General features: G+C 71.4%; 14 protein-coding genes. 2 read left to right on the forward strand and 12 right to left on the reverse strand.

The features are described 5' to 3' along the window. Positions 1–26 precede the first annotated feature (26 nt). The 9 genes from tyrS to ACQRUO_RS08775 form a co-directional block, all read right to left on the reverse strand. On the reverse strand, positions 27–1,433 hold the full coding sequence (gene tyrS / locus ACQRUO_RS08735) for a tyrosine--tRNA ligase (RefSeq protein ID WP_428315185.1): 1,407 nt from the start codon (positions 1,431–1,433) through the stop codon (positions 27–29). Positions 1,434–1,529: 96 nt separating this feature from the next. Next, a complete protein-coding gene (locus ACQRUO_RS08740; protein ID WP_428315174.1) occupies positions 1,530–2,483 on the reverse strand; it encodes a glycosyltransferase family 2 protein in 954 nt (317 codons plus the stop codon). Next, positions 2,480–3,616 (reverse strand): hypothetical protein, encoded by a 1,137-nt coding sequence (locus ACQRUO_RS08745; protein ID WP_428315175.1) that lies wholly within the window; start codon positions 3,614–3,616, stop codon positions 2,480–2,482. The genes ACQRUO_RS08740 and ACQRUO_RS08745 overlap by 4 nt, the downstream gene beginning before the upstream one ends. Continuing rightward, positions 3,613–4,350, reverse strand: a complete 738-nt coding sequence (locus ACQRUO_RS08750) for a methyltransferase domain-containing protein (RefSeq protein ID WP_428315176.1) — start codon at positions 4,348–4,350, stop codon at positions 3,613–3,615. Before ACQRUO_RS08750 ends, ACQRUO_RS08745 begins: the two co-directional genes overlap by 4 nt. Positions 4,351–4,370: 20 nt before the next feature. Then, entirely contained in the window at positions 4,371–5,450 is a 1,080-nt protein-coding gene (locus ACQRUO_RS08755) for a hypothetical protein (RefSeq protein ID WP_428315177.1), read from the reverse strand. After that, positions 5,447–6,376, reverse strand: coding sequence for a radical SAM protein (locus ACQRUO_RS08760; RefSeq protein ID WP_428315178.1), 930 nt, complete (start codon positions 6,374–6,376; stop codon positions 5,447–5,449). The genes ACQRUO_RS08755 and ACQRUO_RS08760 overlap by 4 nt, the downstream gene beginning before the upstream one ends. Then, on the reverse strand, positions 6,370–7,527 hold the full coding sequence (locus ACQRUO_RS08765) for a hypothetical protein (protein WP_428315179.1): 1,158 nt from the start codon (positions 7,525–7,527) through the stop codon (positions 6,370–6,372). The genes ACQRUO_RS08760 and ACQRUO_RS08765 overlap by 7 nt, the downstream gene beginning before the upstream one ends. A 22-nt stretch (positions 7,528–7,549) precedes the next feature. Next, positions 7,550–8,608 carry a zinc-dependent alcohol dehydrogenase gene (locus tag ACQRUO_RS08770; protein WP_428315180.1) on the reverse strand — a complete coding sequence of 353 codons (1,059 nt, stop codon included), beginning with the start codon at positions 8,606–8,608 and terminating at the stop codon, positions 7,550–7,552. Continuing rightward, positions 8,605–9,378: an HAD family hydrolase gene (locus tag ACQRUO_RS08775; RefSeq protein WP_428315181.1), complete on the reverse strand. Its 774-nt coding sequence runs from the start codon at positions 9,376–9,378 to the stop codon at positions 8,605–8,607. The genes ACQRUO_RS08770 and ACQRUO_RS08775 overlap by 4 nt, the downstream gene beginning before the upstream one ends. A 341-nt stretch (positions 9,379–9,719) precedes the next feature. Between ACQRUO_RS08775 and ACQRUO_RS08780 the strand changes: the two genes are divergently transcribed. After that, entirely contained in the window at positions 9,720–13,268 is a 3,549-nt protein-coding gene (locus ACQRUO_RS08780; protein WP_428315186.1) for an NB-ARC domain-containing protein, read from the forward strand. Positions 13,269–13,270: 2 nt separating this feature from the next. Beyond that, entirely contained in the window at positions 13,271–14,437 is a 1,167-nt protein-coding gene (locus tag ACQRUO_RS08785) for a damage-control phosphatase ARMT1 family protein (RefSeq protein WP_428315182.1), read from the forward strand. A gap of 93 nt (positions 14,438–14,530) precedes the next feature. Here ACQRUO_RS08785 and ACQRUO_RS08790 read toward each other — a convergent pair whose 3' ends face one another. The 3 genes from ACQRUO_RS08790 to ACQRUO_RS08800 all read right to left on the reverse strand — a co-directional run bounded on the left by ACQRUO_RS08790 (position 14,531) and on the right by ACQRUO_RS08800 (position 17,436). Continuing rightward, positions 14,531–14,866 carry a hypothetical protein gene (locus ACQRUO_RS08790; protein ID WP_428315183.1) on the reverse strand — a complete coding sequence of 112 codons (336 nt, stop codon included), beginning with the start codon at positions 14,864–14,866 and terminating at the stop codon, positions 14,531–14,533. Between the two features lie 285 nt (positions 14,867–15,151). Then, a complete protein-coding gene (locus ACQRUO_RS08795) occupies positions 15,152–16,903 on the reverse strand; it encodes a relaxase/mobilization nuclease domain-containing protein (RefSeq protein WP_428315184.1) in 1,752 nt (583 codons plus the stop codon). Then, positions 16,900–17,436, reverse strand: a complete 537-nt coding sequence (locus tag ACQRUO_RS08800) for a plasmid mobilization protein (RefSeq protein ID WP_428315187.1) — start codon at positions 17,434–17,436, stop codon at positions 16,900–16,902. Before ACQRUO_RS08800 ends, ACQRUO_RS08795 begins: the two co-directional genes overlap by 4 nt. Positions 17,437–17,654: the final 218 nt, after the last annotated feature.

The following is a 17,654-nucleotide window of genomic DNA, read 5'->3' on the forward strand; positions in this document are numbered from 1 at the left end:
ACTGGCCTCACCACCCCACACGCTGGTCAGACGTCGATACGGGCGATCTTCCGGCCTGCCTTGAGGTAGAAGGTCGCCTCGCCGGCGAGTTCGGCTTCGCCGACGAGCGCGGACAGCGCCTGCTGGGTGGTGCCCTCGTCGAGCTGGGTGGTGTGCTGCTCGCCGTCGACGCCCTCGGCGATCAGGCGAAGGCCGTTCTGAGCAGCGACTCGGCGGGCGGCCGAGTTGCTGGCGGCGAAGCCCAGGACCTGAGTCAGCAGGGTGACCAGCGGGGTCTCGGCGTGCTCCTGGAAGGAGACGGCCGGGAGGTTCTGGGCCTCGCCGAAGGTCCGCTTGGAGAAGCGGGCGGTGAACTCGGCACGGGCGGCCTTGGCCGCCTTCAGGCCGTGGAGGGCTGCGGTGACCTCACCGGCCAGGATGCGCTTGACGGCCATGGGGTGCGCGGTGCCGTCCGCTACCCGGCCAGTGACGGTCGTGATCTCCTCGTCGGTCCACTCGGTGAGCTGCTTGAGGTAGGGCTCGATGAGGTGGTCGGGGATGGACATCACACGGCCGAAGATCTCGTCCGGGGAGGAGGAGAGGCCGACGTAGTTGCCCTTGGACTTGCTCATCTTGGCGCCGGTGCCGTCGGTGCCCTCGATGAGCGGGGTGGTGATGATGACCTCGGGGGTCTGGTCCCGGATCTCCATGACCTTGCGGCACATCTGGAGGTTCAGCAGCTGGTCCACGCCGCCGAGCTCGACATCCGCGGTGATGGCCACGGAATCCAGCGCCATCACGACGGAGTACACGAACTCGGCTACTGACAGGCCGTCACCAGCGGCGAGACGACTGCGGAAGTCGTCACGCTGGAGCGTCATCGAGACCGGGACGTGGGCCAGGATCCCCACCAGCTCGGGCAGGCTGACCTTGTTCAGCCACTCGCCGTTGAAGCGCAGGTCCGCACGCGTGAAGTCGATGAACGGCGTGACCTGCTGCTGGTAGCCGCTGAGGTTGTGGGCGATGTCGGCGTCGGTCAGCGGCGGTCGCTCCGAGGAACGGCCGGACGGGTCACCGATCTTGGCCGTGACGTCGCCGATGATGAAGACGACGTGGTGCCCCATCCGCTGGAAGCGCGAAGCGATGATGATCGGCACCGAGTGACCCAGGTGCACGTCCGGGGACGTCGGATCGATCCCGTACTTGACCACCAGCGACCGCCCCTCCCGCTGGGCAGCGGCGATCTTCTCCGCGAGCCCGGAGGCAGAGGGGATGACGTTGATCGCGCGGCCTTCGACCAGTGCGGCCTGCTCGGCCGACGAGAGGTCGGACAGGTCCAGCGAGCGCCGGCGATAGGTCTCTTCCAAGAGCCGGGCGACCGTATAGTCCGCGGCCAGGTCCGATCCCTTGAGGATCTCCATGGCACGGACTACGGACTCGCTGAGACGGCTCATGGCGTCGTTACGCTCCTGGATCTGTTGGCTGGCGCGGCCAGCGGGCATGGGAGAAGCACGTGATTTTAGCACCGGCGTATCCGGAATCGCATTCATTTAGTTACCGTGCGCTTCGGTGGCGACATGAAGAACCGGCGGGCCCGGAGCGGCAGTTGAGGTCGGCGGCGGCGGGGCGAGCGGGCGGTCACGGGCGACGCTCCGGAAACTGTGCAGCCACGCCGAGAGCGGTGCCCGGCCGCGGAGGGAGTGGCGGAGCATCGCAACGAGCGGGCGGAGGGTGCGGAGGCGTTGGCCCCGCTGAAGGTGGGCTTCCACGCGGTGCCCGGCGGCGCGGGCGCGGTAGCGGTGGGAGATGCGGCGCAGTGCGGCGGCGGTGGCCCAGGCGGGCGGGGCGGCCGTCAGGGCGATGAGGCGGTCGGCGAGGTCCACGCAGACATCAGCGCGGTAGTGCTGGGAGGAACCGTTGAGGGTTCGGTCGGTCATGCTGGCCGGGTGGAGCCGGTAGTTCACCAGCGGCTCGGTGAGGGTGTGCCCGTGGCCGGCGTCGCGCAGCGCGTGGAAGTGGATCTCGTTCGTCACGGGGAGGAGGCTGCGAGCGGCGTCGCGGCGGATGAGGAGGGTGCTGGTGTTGCCGCCGGGGTGGGGCTCGGGCAGCAGAGGGCGGCCGTCGACGCCGACGACGGTCTCCCAGTGGTCGATCAGGAGGCGGTCGGGTGTGATGGCCTCGGCGCAGGTGCGGAGTTTGGCGGGGTGGAACCAGTCGTCGGCGTCGAGTGGGGCGATCCAGTCGCCCTCGGCGAGGAGCACGGCGTCGGTGAGGGTCTGGGCGAACCCTCGCTGGGGGCGGCGCATGATGCGGACGTGGTCCTGGTGGCGGCGGCAGATCTCGGGGGTGTCGTCGGTGGAGCCGTCGTCGATGACGAGGATCTCGTGGAGGGTGTAGTTGCCGGGCTCCTGCTCCAGGCAGCTGGTGATGGCGCGGTCGAGGTAGCGGCCGTAGTTGTGGCAGAGGATCACGCAGGAGATCCGGGGCAACGGGGCGTTCGTCATCGGTGGCCGCCTTCGTAGAGCGCGAGGTGGGCGGCGAGGACGTTCTTGTGTTCCTGGGCGCGGTAGTCGAGGAAGTCCTGGTCGAGGTGGCGCGGGGATGCGGCCGTGCGGACGGTCGCGGATTCCAGGGCGGTCAGGAAGCGTTCGCCGAAGAGGTTGGGGTGGCCGGTGGTCCAGTCGAACCATTCGGGTTCGGGGACGGCCTGGCCGTGCCGCTGGTGGAGGCGGTGTTGTTCGGGGAGGTGACCGACGCGGGCGCAGACCGGGGTGAGGCCGAGGTCGAAGGCGAGTTCCAGTTGGCCGGAGTGGGTGCCCCAGAGGTAGGGGAGCAGTAGCAGGTCGCTGGCGAGCGCGGCGTCGAGGACGTCGGCGTCGGTGGGGTACGGGCGCATCGTGATCCGGATGCGGGGGTCGTGGCGGGCGGTGTCCAGGATCACCGGGAGCGGGTTGGGGGTGGCGCGGGTGAAGTCGGCGGGGCTGGCGGCGCGCAGGAGGAGGTGCAGGGTGTGGGCGGGGTCGCTGGTGGCGAGTGACCAGTTGACGACGGGTGAGATCTGGTCGCGATTGGCGCGGGTGGCCCCGTAGAGGAGGGTGCGGACGCCGGTGCCGGGGAGGCGTTCGCGGTGCCGGAGGGTGTCGGGCGGTACGACGTAGCCGTGCGGGATGACGGTGGCGGGAGGCTCGGTGCCCAGCAGGGCGGCGAGGTCGGCGCGAGAGCCTTCGGTGAGGCAGATCCAGGGGACGTCGGCGGCGAGGAGCAGGCGCAGGCGCGTGATGAAGGCGTCGGCTCCGTCGCTGTCGCCGCCGAACATGGGGCGGGTGTCGTGGGCGGTGAAGACCACACGGACGCCGGCGGTGGCGCAGGCGTCGAGGAGGCGCTCCAGGACGGCAGGGGTTTCGAGGTCGATGTGGTGGAGGTGGAGGACGTCGAGCCAGTCCAACGGGGTGTGGTCGAGGATCCAGGAAGCGGTGACGTCCGCGGGGACGACGAGGCTGGGCCGGATCTCGGTGGGCTCAGGGGCGGTGTTCAGGGCGCGGATGCCGGGGCCGTGGAGCTTGCGGGCGTAGGGAGTGCGGGCGGGGAGGTGGACGACGCGGAGGCCGGACTCCGGGGAAGCGGTGGTGGCGGTCATCGGCGGACCTCGGGCAGGCCGACGGTGACGAGCTGGGTGGACAGGCCGTGGGAGGCGTCGTCGCTTCGGGTGACGCCGGCGTAGTGGATCTCGAAGCCGCGGGCGCGCAGGAGGGCCTGGAACTCGTCACTGGCCCACTCGCGGACGTGGCTGGGATTGCGGGGCGGCCCGGGGGCGTCGTAGCCGCTGCGGAACTCGCGGGCAGGGGTGGAGAACACGGCGACGGAGGCGCCGTCCGACAGGAGGTTGCGGGTGAGCGCGAGGAGCGGGAGCGGGTCGAGGAGGTGTTCGATGACGTCGGAGCAGACGACGACGGAGCGTCGCAGGAGATCGGGAGCGAGTGGGAGGTGTTCGGCCTTCTCCAGGTCGGCGTCGATCCACTCGCCGAAGGCGTGGTTCTCGCGGCACCAGGTGAGGTTGTCTCCGAAGTCGACGCCGATGTACGTCCAATCGGGGCGTTCGGAGGCCAGGGCGGCGAGTTTGCCGGCGCGGCCACAGCCGAGGTCGATGAGGGTGTCGAGACCGGAGTGCTCAGCGAGGGTGGCGGCGTACGGGTAGACGTCGGGCTGCCAGGTGACGTCGTCGTCGGTGGTGTCGGTGAAGTACTCCACGGTGGTCCGGTGGCGGTAGCCGGTCCGGATGTGGTGGGTGGTGGCGTCGCCGAGGGGCTGACGGGAGAGAACGGGGTACGGCGCCGGGGCTGACGCGGGGGGCAGCGCGGGAGTCGTCGACACAGTGAGCTCCTTCGGTCGTGTCACAGCTGGGGCCAGAGGGAGAAGATGCCGACCAGGCGCTCGGTGAGCTCCTCGCGGAGCTCGCGCCAGCGGTGGCCGCCGGTGCGGCGGGCTTCGGTGGCCAGGTCGTAGGCGTGGCCGCCGGTCTCGGGCAGGCAGGCGAACATCTGGAGCAGAGCGGAGGTGTCGTCGTCTGGCCCGGAGTCGGTGTCGGCTGCGAGCAGGGCGCGGATGTCGTCGGCCGGCATGGCGGCGGTGATGCCGGAGCCGGGGATGCTCTTGCTCATCTTGGGCAGGCCGCCGAGGCCGGGGATCATCTTGGTGTAGATGCCGGAGAGGCGGTCGGCGGGCAGACCCCAGCGTTCGGCTCCGCGCCGGGCGAGTGCCACGTACTTGTGCTCGTCGACGCCGAGGGAGACCAGGACGTGGCGGTCCTGGGCGAGGAGGTGGACGAAGTCGGCGGCCATGAGGAGGGTGGCCTGCTTCATGCCGTAGGTGAGGTGGTCGAAGACACCGTGGTTGCGGTAGAGGCCGGAGAGGTCCTCCTCGGCCCAGGTGAAGTCGGCGTCGTCCAGGTGGCGGGAGAGCAGGAAGGCCGTGGCCAGGACGTCGGCGTTGCCCTCCTGGCGACGCAGGACTCCGCGCTGCTCGTCGAAGCCGAGTCGGCGGACGAACTCCTCGTACTGGTCGGCCAGTCGGCGGACTTCGGCCAGCGGGGTGCGGCGGGCGTTGTAGGAGTCGAGGTCGCCGAGCACGATCTGGACGTGCAGTCCGTGCTGCTGGAGCGTGACGGCGCGCAGGAGTTGGAAGACGGTGCCGGCGTGCGGCGGGCCGCCGAGGCCGACGCCGGTGGTCACCGTGGCGGGCTTCCCGTCGGCGACCGCGGTTGCGAAGGCCCTGGCTCCGGTGTGGCACATCCACTTGGTGCGCAGGTCGTCCGGGCTCAGATCGGCGAGCGGGAAGTCGATGGCGCCGAGGGCGGGTTCGGCGTCGGCCTTCGGGGTGACGCTGTCGCTGGCGGCAGCGGTGCTCTCGGGAGCGATGCGCTCGTAGTTGTGGCGGGCGATGACGTCGTCGTAGTACGCGGAGTCGAACTTCACGGTGCGGTCACTTCCTTGTCCGGGGAGGTCGTGGTGGAGGTGTCGGTGGTGGAGCGCGCTGCGAAGGCCCGGCGGACGAGGGGCTCGAAGCCCTCGGCGAGGAGGTTGCCGAGGACGGTGTTGCGCGGCGCGCCGACGCTGCCGAGGTCGGCGGTGACGGTGCCGTCGGCCAGGACCCAGACCCGGAAGGGGTAGGGGTCCTCGGCGGCGCGGGTCGGCTGGTCGTACACCTGGATGCCGGTGCCGGACAGCAGGCTGCGGACGTGGGCGACGGCCTGGGTGAACGCCTCACGGTCGTAGGCGTAGAGGTCGGCCTTGCGGGAGTTCGCGCGGCCGATCGGGCGGTACTGGGAGATCAGCCAGTACTCCACCGGCGTGCGGGCGGCCAGTCCGGTGATGGTCTCAGCAAGGCTCGGGAGGGCGGCCAGCGAGGCAGCGGTGGTGAAGGTGTTGAAGGCGAGGCGCCGCCGGTCAGCCGCGAGCAGGGCGGTGTTGGCCCGGAAGGTGGTGAAGTAGCCGTCGCCGCGGAACCAGTCGGCGCTCTGCTCGTCAGGGCCGTCCACGGCCAAGGAGTAGAGGGTGACGTGGTCGCGCAGGCCCGCGTAGCGGTCGGCGAGCAGCAGGCCGTTGGTGTGCAGGTTGGTCTCGAAGCCGGCGGCCTGGGCGTGCTGGAGCGCGGGCTCCAGGTAGTTGTCGTACGGCATGACGGGGTCGCCGCCGGTGAAGACGATCCTCCGCGCCTCCGACTCGGCACGGACGCGGTCGATGACGCGGCGGACCGTCGCCTCGTCGGTGTGCACCCGGTTACGCTCGCGGTAGCAGAAGCGGCACACACCCGGGGAGCCAGCCGTCTTCGGCAGGTCCCAGGCGTTGCAGTCGGTGTTGAGGACCAGGTGCACGATGGCGAGTTCTTCGTGGGTCAGCATGCGGTCGTCTCCCTGTCGGAGGCCGGACGGTGGTCCGCGGGCAGTCGTAAGAGGGCGTCGACCGTGCGTGGGGCACCGCCCGTGAGGAACACGAAACGGCGCAGGGTGTCCAGGGCGGCGCCGTCGTCCACGACGGCGAGCGCGGTGGCCAGCCCAGCCCGCAAGGTGGGGACGGCGCCGGCGGTCACCATCAGCACAGCCGCGTTCAGGGCGACGGTGCGCCGGGCCACCGCCGGGGCGCGGCCCGCGAGGAGATGCACGATGGCGGCGACGTTGGCGCGCGGATCGGCGCGCTGTGCCAGGGAGCCGAGGCCACCGACCGGGCCCGCGACACCGCCGGCCTCGCCGACGGCGCGAGCGAACTCCAGGTCTTCCTGGCCAGCGGTCAGGCGGCAGACGCGGACGGTACCGCCGGGAATCAGCTCGTCGACCTGACTGCCCGGCACGGGGGAGGAGTTGACCACGGTGACGTCACCGAGGCCGAGCCGGTGCAGCAGTCGCGCGGACACCTGGACGGCCGGGTGGGACAGGCCGTAGACGAAGCCATGGCAGGCCACCGGGCTCAGCAGGGCGGGGAAGCCCAGGCTCAGGGCGTGCACGGCCTGGAAACGGCGGCCGTAGCGCCGGTCGAACTCCGGCACCCGGTGCTCGATGGAGAAGAACCCGAAGCCGCACTCCCCCGCGATGTCCACCATGGCCTGCGGCGAAAGAGACTCGCACCGCGCACCCACCACGTCCATGAAGTCCCGGGAACCGGTCTTGGAGGAGGCGCTGCGCGAACCGAGCTTTGCGATGTGCGCGCCGCCCGCCGCAGCGACCAGCGCGGCAGCCGAGCTGATGTTGATCGTCTTGTACGTCTTCTTCCCGCTGCCGGTGTAGCCGACCAGCCGCATCCCCGACGGCGGCATCAGGGGCTCCCACGCGCTGTGGTCCAGCGTGCGGGCGGCCCGGATCGCGGCTTCCACCTCGGCAGGGCGCGGTCCGCGCAGGAGCAGGGCGGTCAGGACGCTGCCGAGCATCACGTCACGGGGCGGGCCGGCGGGCAGCCCGAGCAGGTGCAGCAGACCGTTGTGGACCTCAGCCGGGGAGATGTCGTCGGGTGAGTTGACCAGGTGCACGAGGTCGGGGATCGGGACGGGGGGCGAGTGCATCGCGGAGCTCCTAGGGATGAAGTCAGCTACGGGAAGTGAGCAGTACTTTCAGCGGTCGGTGCGCAGCGTCGGGGCGGAGCGCGTCCAGGGCGTCGGGCAGCCAGGCGAGCGGGTAGCGGGTGGAGATGAGGGCCGTGGCCCATGCGCTGCCCGCGTCCTGGTCGAGCAGGTGGAGGGCTTCCCGGAAGTCGTCGCACTCGTTCGCGCGGCAGTAGGAGTACGAGCCCCGGACGGTGAGTGAGCGTCGAAACACCTCGCGCACCGGGGTGGGCAGCTGCACCTGCGGGGCGTAGGCGTTCTGGACGAGGACCGTGCCGCCGTCCCGTACCGCTTCGAGCGCCTGGAGCAGCGGCGCGGGCGAGTGCCCAGAAGCCGCATCGATCACCGCGTCGCACGCGCCCGCGGGGAGACCTGGAGCCGGGCAGACGGTGACGGAGGTGCCCGCCAACAGGGTCCGGAGCCGCGCTTCGTGGTCCGGCCTGCGAGTGGTCAGGAGGACGTCCCATCCGGCTCGGGCCGCGACGACGGCGGTGCAGATGCCCAGGGTGCCGGCGCCGATGACCCCGAGGCGGCTCGTGCCATTGGAGGGTGGTGCTTGCAGGCCGCACCGCACGCCGTGCAGGGCGACCGCCACCGGGTCGGCGAGGACGAACACCACCGGATCAGGGGCTCCAGCAGGGAGCGGCACGGCGTTCCGCACGGGAACGCGAACGGACTCGGCCAGGCCGCCCGGCAGGTCCCAGCCGATGCGCCGCAGGCCGGGGCACAGGTGGATGCGGCCCAGGACGCACTCGGCACATGCATCGCACCCGACCAGCGGGTTGACCGCGACCCAGTTCCCGGTGGCATCGTCGATGCCGACGACCTCGTGGCCGGGCACCCACCCTTCGGGTATCGGTCCGCCCCAGGAGTCCGAGCAGAGCTTGCTGGTGTCGCTCCCGCACAGTGCCGAGAAGCGCACCCGGACGTCCGTCGTCCCGGCGTCTGCCGGCAGTGCGGCGCGACGCACAGGCGCGAGGCGTAGCGGACCGTCCGGCTCCCCGCGCTGGGCTTCCCAGACGAGCGTGCCAACGCCGGTCACCGGGCTTCCTGCCAGTCCAAGTTCGTGACGCCCAACCAGGTCGGCAGGGCTTCGATGGACTTGAGCGTGACGCCCGGCCAGGGCTGTGCCTGGTCGCCGAAGGCCAGCGTGTCCGTGCCGCCCCGCCGTTCCACTCGCACCGTTCGCATTCCGCAGCGCAGGGCCCCGAGCAGTTCGTTGCCACCACCGTCGCCGCAGTACAGCACCGAATCCGCAGCGTGCCCGAGGCGCTCGGCGACCCGCGCGTACAGGCGCCGGGTCGGCTTCACCGCGCCCTCGCGGCAGCTGAACAGCGCCACGTCGAACTGTTCGGAGAGTTCAGAGTGGTGCCACGCCTCGGCGATGTCGGGGGCCGCGTCGCTCAGCAGCGCCAGCCGGATGCCGGACCGCCGCAGCGTGAGGAGGCTCTCCAGCACTGACGGCTCGGCACGCAACCGTCGGGGCGCCAGCTGTCGGAGTACCGACTCCACCTGGGGGACGTACTCAGCCGGTGCTCCGCACCGTTCGGCGAGATGCGCGGCGATCTCGGTGGGCGTGCGCAGGGTGCCGTCGTGCCGAGTCTGCCAACTGCCACCGATCACTTGGTCGGCGATGTGGTCCGGCACGTGCAGTTCGGCGGCGATCCTCCGCGCGGCATGGCTGCGCTCGCGATCGTCCGGGGCCGGAACCAGAGTTCCGAAGAGGTCCAGGATCACGGCGGTGGGCCGCCATCCGGCAGGCGTCGCAGTGACGATCGGGCTGTGTTCCGGCAGGGCCAGGGTGCTGTCCATCAGTTCCCTTCCGTCACCGGCGATGGCGATGGGCCGAGACCGGTGATCGAATTACTAAGTGGGGGCTTCTCCAACGTCTTTGCCGGCCGAAGCCCGGGGGTTGAGCAGCTGTTGAAAGCCTGCCTGCCGGAGCCCGCTCCGGCGTAGGTCCGCGCGTCGCACCGCCGTGGAACCGGCACCGAACCGAGCCCCGCGGTACCGCAGTGCGAGAGGATCACCATTCATCGCGGCTGTGGTACTCGTGCCGAACCCGTGCTGAACCATTGCCCGTACGACCCGGGACACCTCGGAATAGGCTGCTAGCGTCGTCAGTACCGATCGCGGGGGTTCGAGTGGGCACGGTGCAGCGTTGGTCAGGTCGTGAGGCCAAGGCTCTCCGCGAGGCATTACGGATGACCGTCCGCGGCTTCGCAGCCCACCTCGGTGTCAGCGATCGGACGGTGTCCAAGTGGGAGGCCGGCGGGGAGCACCTGTTCCCCGTGACCGACTCGCAGGCACTGCTCGACACAGTCCTCGACCGGGCGGACCCCGACGCTGTGGACCGCTTCCGACAGCTCCTCGACGGGCACGCCCGTCATCGAGCGACCACCGCGGGAAGTTACGTCCTAGCACCACCTCCGGAGCCCGGCTTGGTACACAGATCCGAAGACTTCGACAGCGTCATCTCCCTGCTGGCCGAGGCGAACGCATCCGGCAGGAGCCCCGTACTGGCGGTGTGCGGACCCGGCGGCTTCGGCAAGTCGACCCTGGTCACTCAGGTGTGCGAGGACCCCGGCGTCCGGGAGACGTTCCCCGAGATCCTCTGGGTGGAGACGGGAGAAGGCTGCACCGCCGCCCGCGTCGTGGAGCTGATCTCCGATCTCTGCGTACACGTCGACGGAACCCGCCCCGCACTCACCGACCCCGAGCAGGCCGGCTTCCACCTGGCTCGCGTGCTGCAGGACAGGCGGGTGCTGCTCGTCATCGACAACGTCTGGTCTGCGGCGGACCTGGCCCCGTTCCTCTTCGGCGCGCCGTCCTGCACCCGCCTCGTGACCACGAGGAACATCCGCACCTGCCCGTCGACGGCGCAGGTGCTGCGGCTCGGCCCGATGTCGGCTCCGGAGATCAGCGAGCTGCTGACCCGATCCGTCTCCCGCCTGACCCGGCCGGCCGCCGACCGGCTGGCGGCCCTGTGCGGCGGGTGGCCGCTACTGGCCACCGTGGTCGGCTCCAACGTCTCCTCCGACCTGGCCGCGGGAGCCTCGGCCGAACGGGCCGTCACCGAGGCCAGGCAGGCACTGCACGCCCACGGCCCACAGGCGTTCGACGTCTGGGACGCGGACCAGCGTTCCAACGCGATCGGCCACGCCATCACCGCAAGTCTGCGCAGTCTCGACGAGGGCGTACGGATCACCGGCGGCTCGTCGCTCCGCGAGCGCTACCTCTCCCTGGCAGTCTTCCCCGCCACGCTCCCGGTGCCCCTGAGCGTGCTCACCCACTGGTGGGGCACGTCCCACGGCTGGTCGGCCAGCGCCGCCCGCCAGTTCTGCCGGATCCTGGCCGACCGCTCGCTGATCAGCGCGTACCTGGCCGACCGGGACGCGGTGGTCCTCCACGACGTGTTCCGCTCCTACCTGAAGCACATGGTGGGCGATCAGTGGGAAGCACTGCACGCCTCGTTGATCGATTCCTACCGCGGCGCCGGTGCGGCGGACTGGTCGCAGCTGCCGGCGTCCCACCCCTACATGTGGCAGCAACTGCCGTACCACCTGCACGAGGCCGGACTCGATGACGAGCTGGTGGACCTGCTGTCGTCCACCTCGTACGTGGCGCGCAAGGCAGCCACCATCGGCAGCCAGTCCCTGGCGGCCGACGCCATAGTCCTCGGGACAGTCGAACCCTTCCGGGCCGACTCCCATCCCCGGCACCGGGACTGGCACCGGGCGGGCACACTGACCGGTGCCGGATACCTGCTGCACGGGCTTCGAACGCCACAGGACATGGCCTCGACGCTGACCCTCGCCCTCGTGCGGGCGGGCGACCTGCCGTCCGGCAGCACCACGGAGACCGCCGACGCAGTCGGCTTCCAGGCAGTGTGGGCCCGGGCCGCCGCAGTGGAGCACGGCCACGTGGGCGCCGTCGTCTCGGTCACGACCGCTGCGGGCCTCATCGCCTCCGGCGGCGAGGACGGCGCAGTCCGGGTCTGGGACCTCGCCTCGCGCACCCTGCTCCACGCCTTCCACGCCCACACCGGCTGGGTGTTCGCCACGGCCCTGACCCACGACGGCGCGCTGCTGGCCTCGGCGGGCGAGGACGGACTGATCCGCCTCTGGAACCCCCGCACGGGACGAGCTCTCGGAATCCTCGCCGGTCACGATCGTCGGGTCCGTTGCCTCAGCTTCACCCCGGACGGCCGGTACCTGCTGTCAGCAGCTGAGGACGGGAACGTGCGGGTCTGGAACGTCGAGGAACTGAGCCTCAGCCACTCGATGGCGACCTGCGGAACGCCGCTGTGGACGGTCTCCATCGACGCCGCTGCGCGGGTCGTGGCCGCAGCGGGTGAGGACGAGTTCGTCCGCCTCTACGACCTGGCGACCGGCGCGCTCCTCGACGAGAAGGCGGGTCACCGCGACTGGGTCCGGTCGGTGGCCTTCTCCCGGACCGGCGGGCTCCTCGCCTCGGGCTCGGGGGACCGCTCCGTGGTCCTCTGGGACACCAGCGGCGGCAGGCTCAACCAGGTCCGGCGGGTGGACGGCCTTCCCTCGCGCGTCCGCTCAGTGGTTCTCGACGGCCAGTCGGACCTCCTCCTCGCCGCCACCGAGGACGCCGTCATCCGGGCGTTCGACGCCGGTGGCCCGGTCGGCGAGGTGCGGATGCCGCCGGGCGTCGACTGGGTCCGGGCACTGGCCTGCGCGGCCGACGGCACGGTCGTCGCCGGCTGCGAGGACGGCGCCCTGCGGCTGTGGACGAAGTCGGAACCCGACGGGCTCCACGCCGTAGCCGAAGGCTCGAACACTGTCTGGTCCACCCACATCACGTCCGACGGCGGCCTCGGCGCCGTCGGACACGGTGACGGCCATGTCGAACTCCTAGACCTGCCCACCGCCGCGTCGCGCCGCGAACTGCTGGGTAGCGCGGGCCGGGTGTGGTCGGTGGCCACCGGTGGCAGGTACGTCGCGGCGGCCTGCGGGGACGGCTCGGTCCACGTCTGGTCCCTCGATGACGAGAGCTGGGCACTGCGGCTCAACGACGACGTCACCCGGAGTTGGAGCGTCGCGGTGGCCCGGTCCGGCACCAGGCTGGCCGCCAGCACCGGCGATGGGCACATCCGGTGCTGGGACCTCCCCTCTGGAGCGCTGGTGTGGGAGCAGCAGGCCCATGCCGGCCGCGTGCGGTCGCTGGCGTTCGACGCCGAGGGTCACCTGCTCGCGGCGAGCGGCGGCGACGGCTCCGTGCACCTCTGGGACGCCCGCACGGGCCAGCACCTCAACCGCTTCGTGAACCCCGGTGGTTGGGCGCGTTCGATCGCCGTCGATGCCGCGGGCGCCCACCTCGCGGTGGGCTCGGGCACCGGGGAGATCCACGTGCGCGACATCCGGACCGGCCAGTTCACCGCTCACCTGTCCGGACACGTCGGCCGGGTCCTCATGATGGCCTTCGGCGACGATCCCGACCGACTGCTGTCGGCTGCGGCCGACGGAACCGTGCGGGCGTGGTCGCTCAGCCACCAGCACCAACTCGCCGAGGTACGTGTCGACGCGACGCTGAACTGTGCCGCCGCCGATCCCGGTACGGGTCGCGTGCTCGTCGGGAGCGCGGCCGGCCCTGCGTCGCTGCAGCTCCATCACGGGCAGACCGTGGATCATGTGGCGGAACCCGCCGACAGCCGAGGAGAAGGACGAATCTGAGCATGCCCAGCGCACCCGTGATCCTGAGCGGCACCCCCGGCTCGTTCGCCCGGGACGTCTTCCACGAGCGGCACCCGAAGCTCATCCAGCAGGTGCTCGACGCACTGCCGTACGGGCCGAGCGAGCGAGCCGCGGTCGAGGAGCTCCTCGCCGAGAGCACCGACGGTGTGCTGCAACCACTCAGCACCAGTGCCCACGACCACCAGCAGTGGCTGGAGTGGGGTGAGGGTCTGTTCGGACGGCCGTGGGGCGAGGCGCCGTTCCTGTGGGCCGAGAGCTACTTCTACCGCAGGCTGCTCGAAGCCATCGGCTACTTCCGGCCCGGCACTTGGCAGGGCATCGACCCGTTCGCACCGTTCAAGGACGCCGAACTCGCCGGCCCGGCCGTCGACGCCGAGCTGGCAGCCCTCGGCGACCTGCCCTCGGACTTCACCGACAAGCGAGCCGCCGCGCTTCTCTCCTCGGCGCTATGGGGCAACCGCGCCGACCTGAGCTTCCAGATCACGGCGGAGGCCGGAGGGTCGATCGCCTCCGACCTGGTGGCCGACAACAGCGAGTCGCTCTGGGCCGAGCTGGAGCGGGCCGAAGGCGGGCGGGTCTGCATCATCGCGGACAACGCCGGCCGGGAGCTCCTGCCGGACCTGGTGCTGGTCGACCATCTCCTGGCTTCCGGCCTGGCGGCGCAGGTCGTCGTGTACGTGAAGCCGCAGCCGTACTACGTGTCGGACGCGACGATGGCCGATGTCCTCGCCACCGTCGAGCGCCTGCGCACCTCCGCCACTGCGGCTGCCGGGACGATCGGCGAACGGCTGTGGCGAGCGATGAACAGCGGCGCGCTCGTGGTCCGAACGCACCCGTTCTTCTGCGCGCCGCTGCCGTTCCACGACATGCCGACCGACCTCCGGTCCGAGTTCGTCGGTGCAGTGATGACGATCCTCAAGGGTGACCTCAACTATCGTCGGCTGGTGGGCGATCAGCTGTGGCCGCCCACCACTTCGTTCACCGAGGTGGCCGGCCACTTCCCCTCAGCCGTCACGGCGTTGCGGACGCTGAAGTCGGACGTGATCGTCGGCGTCGACGCTGCCGTCGTCGCTCAGCTCGACAGCGCCGGGACGGCGTGGCGCACCAACGGCCGCCACGCCGTGATCCAGGTCGACCTCCGCCGGTAGTCGAAGCGCCGTCCGTGTGCCCCGCTGTCCTCGCTCGTCCGGGCGTGACGCGGCAGGCGTCGGAGGTGAACAGCGGCGGGTGCGGCGTGGACCTCAGTCCAGGTTCCAGGTCGTTCCGGCGAGGAGTCCGTCGAAGGCGAGGGCTCTCATGGCGGTGTCGAAGTCGTCCCATTCCTGCTCGGGTTCGACGTAGTGCCGGTCGAAGTCGGCCCGGGTGAGGTCGGGCTCGCGCCATTCGTGGGCGCAGCGGCAGCGGACGAAGATCTGGTCGTGGACGGCGAGGAGGAGCCAGTCGCGGCGGGCGCCGCAGCCGGTGCAGGTGATGGTGATGCCGCGCGGGTTGAGCTCGGCGGGGTGCGGGACGGCGCGGATGACGGCACGCGCGGGTTCGGGAGTGGGGTTGTAGAAGTCGTGGTCGTAGTCGGTCATGCGGTCCCTTCGGGTCGGCAGCGGGGCAGCAAGGGACCATACGACGTGCGCTGCCGGAATGGATCCCTCCCAGCGAGAAGGACATCGAATCGACACCGTCACCTTGCTGCAGGGTAGTTGTGGCGCTCCGGCCGCCGGGATTCCTCGGGAAGTCCCGGCGGTCTGCTTCGTTGGCTGGGTCCTGCTTTCGGCGGCGGCTGACGGGTGATGTCCGTGCTGGGCGGGATTGGTGGGTGGGGGCTGGTGGGCGGGTGCGGAGGCTCCGTTCCCGCCCACCTGGGTTGGTCAGCGCGTCCGGCGCACCTGGTCGGGTGCGACCGGCGTCGGCGGTGTGATGACCGGGGTAGCCGGTGTGCCGGTGGTGCGGGTGGTGGTGCGGGCGCGGGCTGCCTTGGTGCGCAGTTCGTCGGGGGTTGCGGCCGGTGCGGGGGCGGGGAGGCCCGCGTCGCGGCGGATGCGCCAGGTGAGGACGGCGGCGGGTGAGTCGGCGGTGGCGAGTTCGCGGCGCCCGGCGGCGTTGGTGAGCAGGGTGGTCGGGTTGTGGCCGGCGGCCTCGGCCTGGGCGAGGGTGGCGGCGAGGGCTGCCCAGTTCTCCTCGGCGAGGAGCCGGGTGGCCTGGTCGGCGGGCAGCGTGCGGCGGACGGCGTCGGCCTGCCGGTCGTGGTCGGGCTTCGGGAGGAATCGGCCTTCGAGGGTGAGGTGGGCGATCGGCTTGGCTGCGTGCCGGGTGTAGGCGGCGCGAAGGTGGTCGGCCGCCGTGCGGGCGGCGTCGGCCTGGTGACGGTGGCCTTGGGAGGCGTGCCACTTGGCGATCACTATGGCGAGCAGGACGAGGCTGGTCAGCATTGTGGCGGCGGCCGTGCCGTCCTTGCCCCGGCCGGTGGAGGGCCCGGCGTGGAGGAGTTCGCGGGCGGCGGAGCGCATCGCGCGCAGGTCGGCGCCGGCTGCGCGAGTGTGGGCGATGCGGGTGTACTCCAGGGCCCGTGCTGCCTGGTGGAGTTCCTTCCTGCTGAGGGTCGAGCTGGTGGCGGCGAGCGTGTCGAGGACTTCGAGGCCGCCTCGGATCACAGCCTCCGCGCGCGCGACGTCCTGGTCGTCGTCGAAGGCCGGGTAGGCGCGTTCGATGGTGGTGCTGGCCCGGTGGCGGCTATCAGCGGGCCAGGTGCGGGCGTCGGGCGTGGGGAAGGCGGGTTCGTCGACGCCGAGGGCGAAGCGTGCCTGGATCTTCGGCTGGGTGAGGTCGGATGCGAGCTTGCTGCCGGAGAACCAGATCGGCCCGCTCTCGCCGCCGCTGGGGAGGGCGAACTTGTAGCCGGTCACGTCGCCGGAGGGCGCGCGGCGCACGGCGAGGAGCACGCCCTTCGCGGCGAGCCGGGCGGTGAACTCCTCCTCGTCTGCGGCCCCGGCCAGGGCCTGGCGTACGGCGGTTCGCAGGCGGTCGCGGTCGGTGCCTTCCCGGCCGAGGCGCTGGGCCTTGCGCAGTTCGGAGCCCTTGGCTCGCTTGGGGATCGCATCCCGGTATTCGCGGGTGCGGGTGTCGGACAGGTCGACGAGCTTGTACTCGCGTTCGATCTTGGTGAGTTCGGCTTCGACGCTGTACTGGTCGCCGCGCAGGCGGGCCTGGGTTAGGTCGGCCCGCACGACGGTGGCGAGGATGTGGATGTGGTTGTCGGCGTGGCGCACAGCGACCCACCGGCAGGCTTCCTCGTCGCCGTCCGGGGCGATGCCGGCGGCGGCAATGACACGGCGTGCGATGGCGGCCCAGTCCTCGTCGCCGAGGATGCGGTCGTCCGGGTCGGCGCGGATCATGCGGTGGTAGACGTGCTTGTTGATCTTCCTTCCGTACTGGACGACGTGGAGGTCGAGGGCGTCCCGGAGTTGTTCGAGGGTGGCGGAAGGGTGCCGTCCGGGGTCGGGGACGAAGCCGTCCCAGGAGGCGACGAGGTGAGGGTCGGTGTGCTCGTTCGCCTTGCCGGGACCGAACAGGTAGCGGAGCGCGCCGAGGGTGTCGTTGCCGCGGACGGCCTTGCTGATCAACGGCGCTTCGCCTTCGCCAGCCCCGACGCGGCGGAGTCGACTCGGTCGAGGAGCCGCAGTCCCACCTCGAAGGCACGGTGGACGGCGGTCGCGGCGTCCTGGACCGCAGCAGGCTGGAGGTCGATGCCGGAGTTGTAGTCGCGGCCGAGCTGGTTGAGGTTGCTCATCGCGCCGGCGTGCTGGCGGCGGGTCGCCCTGAGTTCGTCGACCGCCGCATCCAGGCTCGCGTCCCGTCCGCCGAGGCCGAAGCCATCCTCGGAGAAAACCTTGCGCGCGAGGTAGTGCGCGACGGACAGTTTCGCGGCCTTCGCCCGGTTCTCGATATCTGCCTTCTCTTCGGGGGTGACACGAAGGGAGACCTTCGTGTGCTTCGGGTTCTCGTCGTCACGGCGGCGACGCTTGGGCTTAAGGCGCTCGTCGGCACGATCGGTGCGGGCGATCGATGCGGCGGGCGGCAGCTCGTCGTCGGCGGCGGACGCGACGACGAGGTTGGTGGGCTTCTCCTGGAGTGCCGCGCCCTCGCGGTGCTCCAGTGGTGGTGTTTTTTTTTTCCCCTCTCTCTTCCCCCCCCCCCCCCCCCCCCCCCCCCCCCCCCCCCCCCCCCCCCCCCCCCCCCCCCCCCCCCCCTCCCCCCCCCCCCCCCCCCCCCCCCCCCCCCCCCCCCCCCCCCCCCCCCCCCCCCCCCCCCCCCCCCCCCCCCCCCCCCCCCCCCCCCCCCCCCCCCCCCCCCCCCCCCCCCCCCCCCCCCCCC

Source organism: Kitasatospora sp. LaBMicrA B282 (genome assembly GCF_050325825.1).
Lineage (GTDB): Bacteria > Actinomycetota > Actinomycetes > Streptomycetales > Streptomycetaceae > Kitasatospora.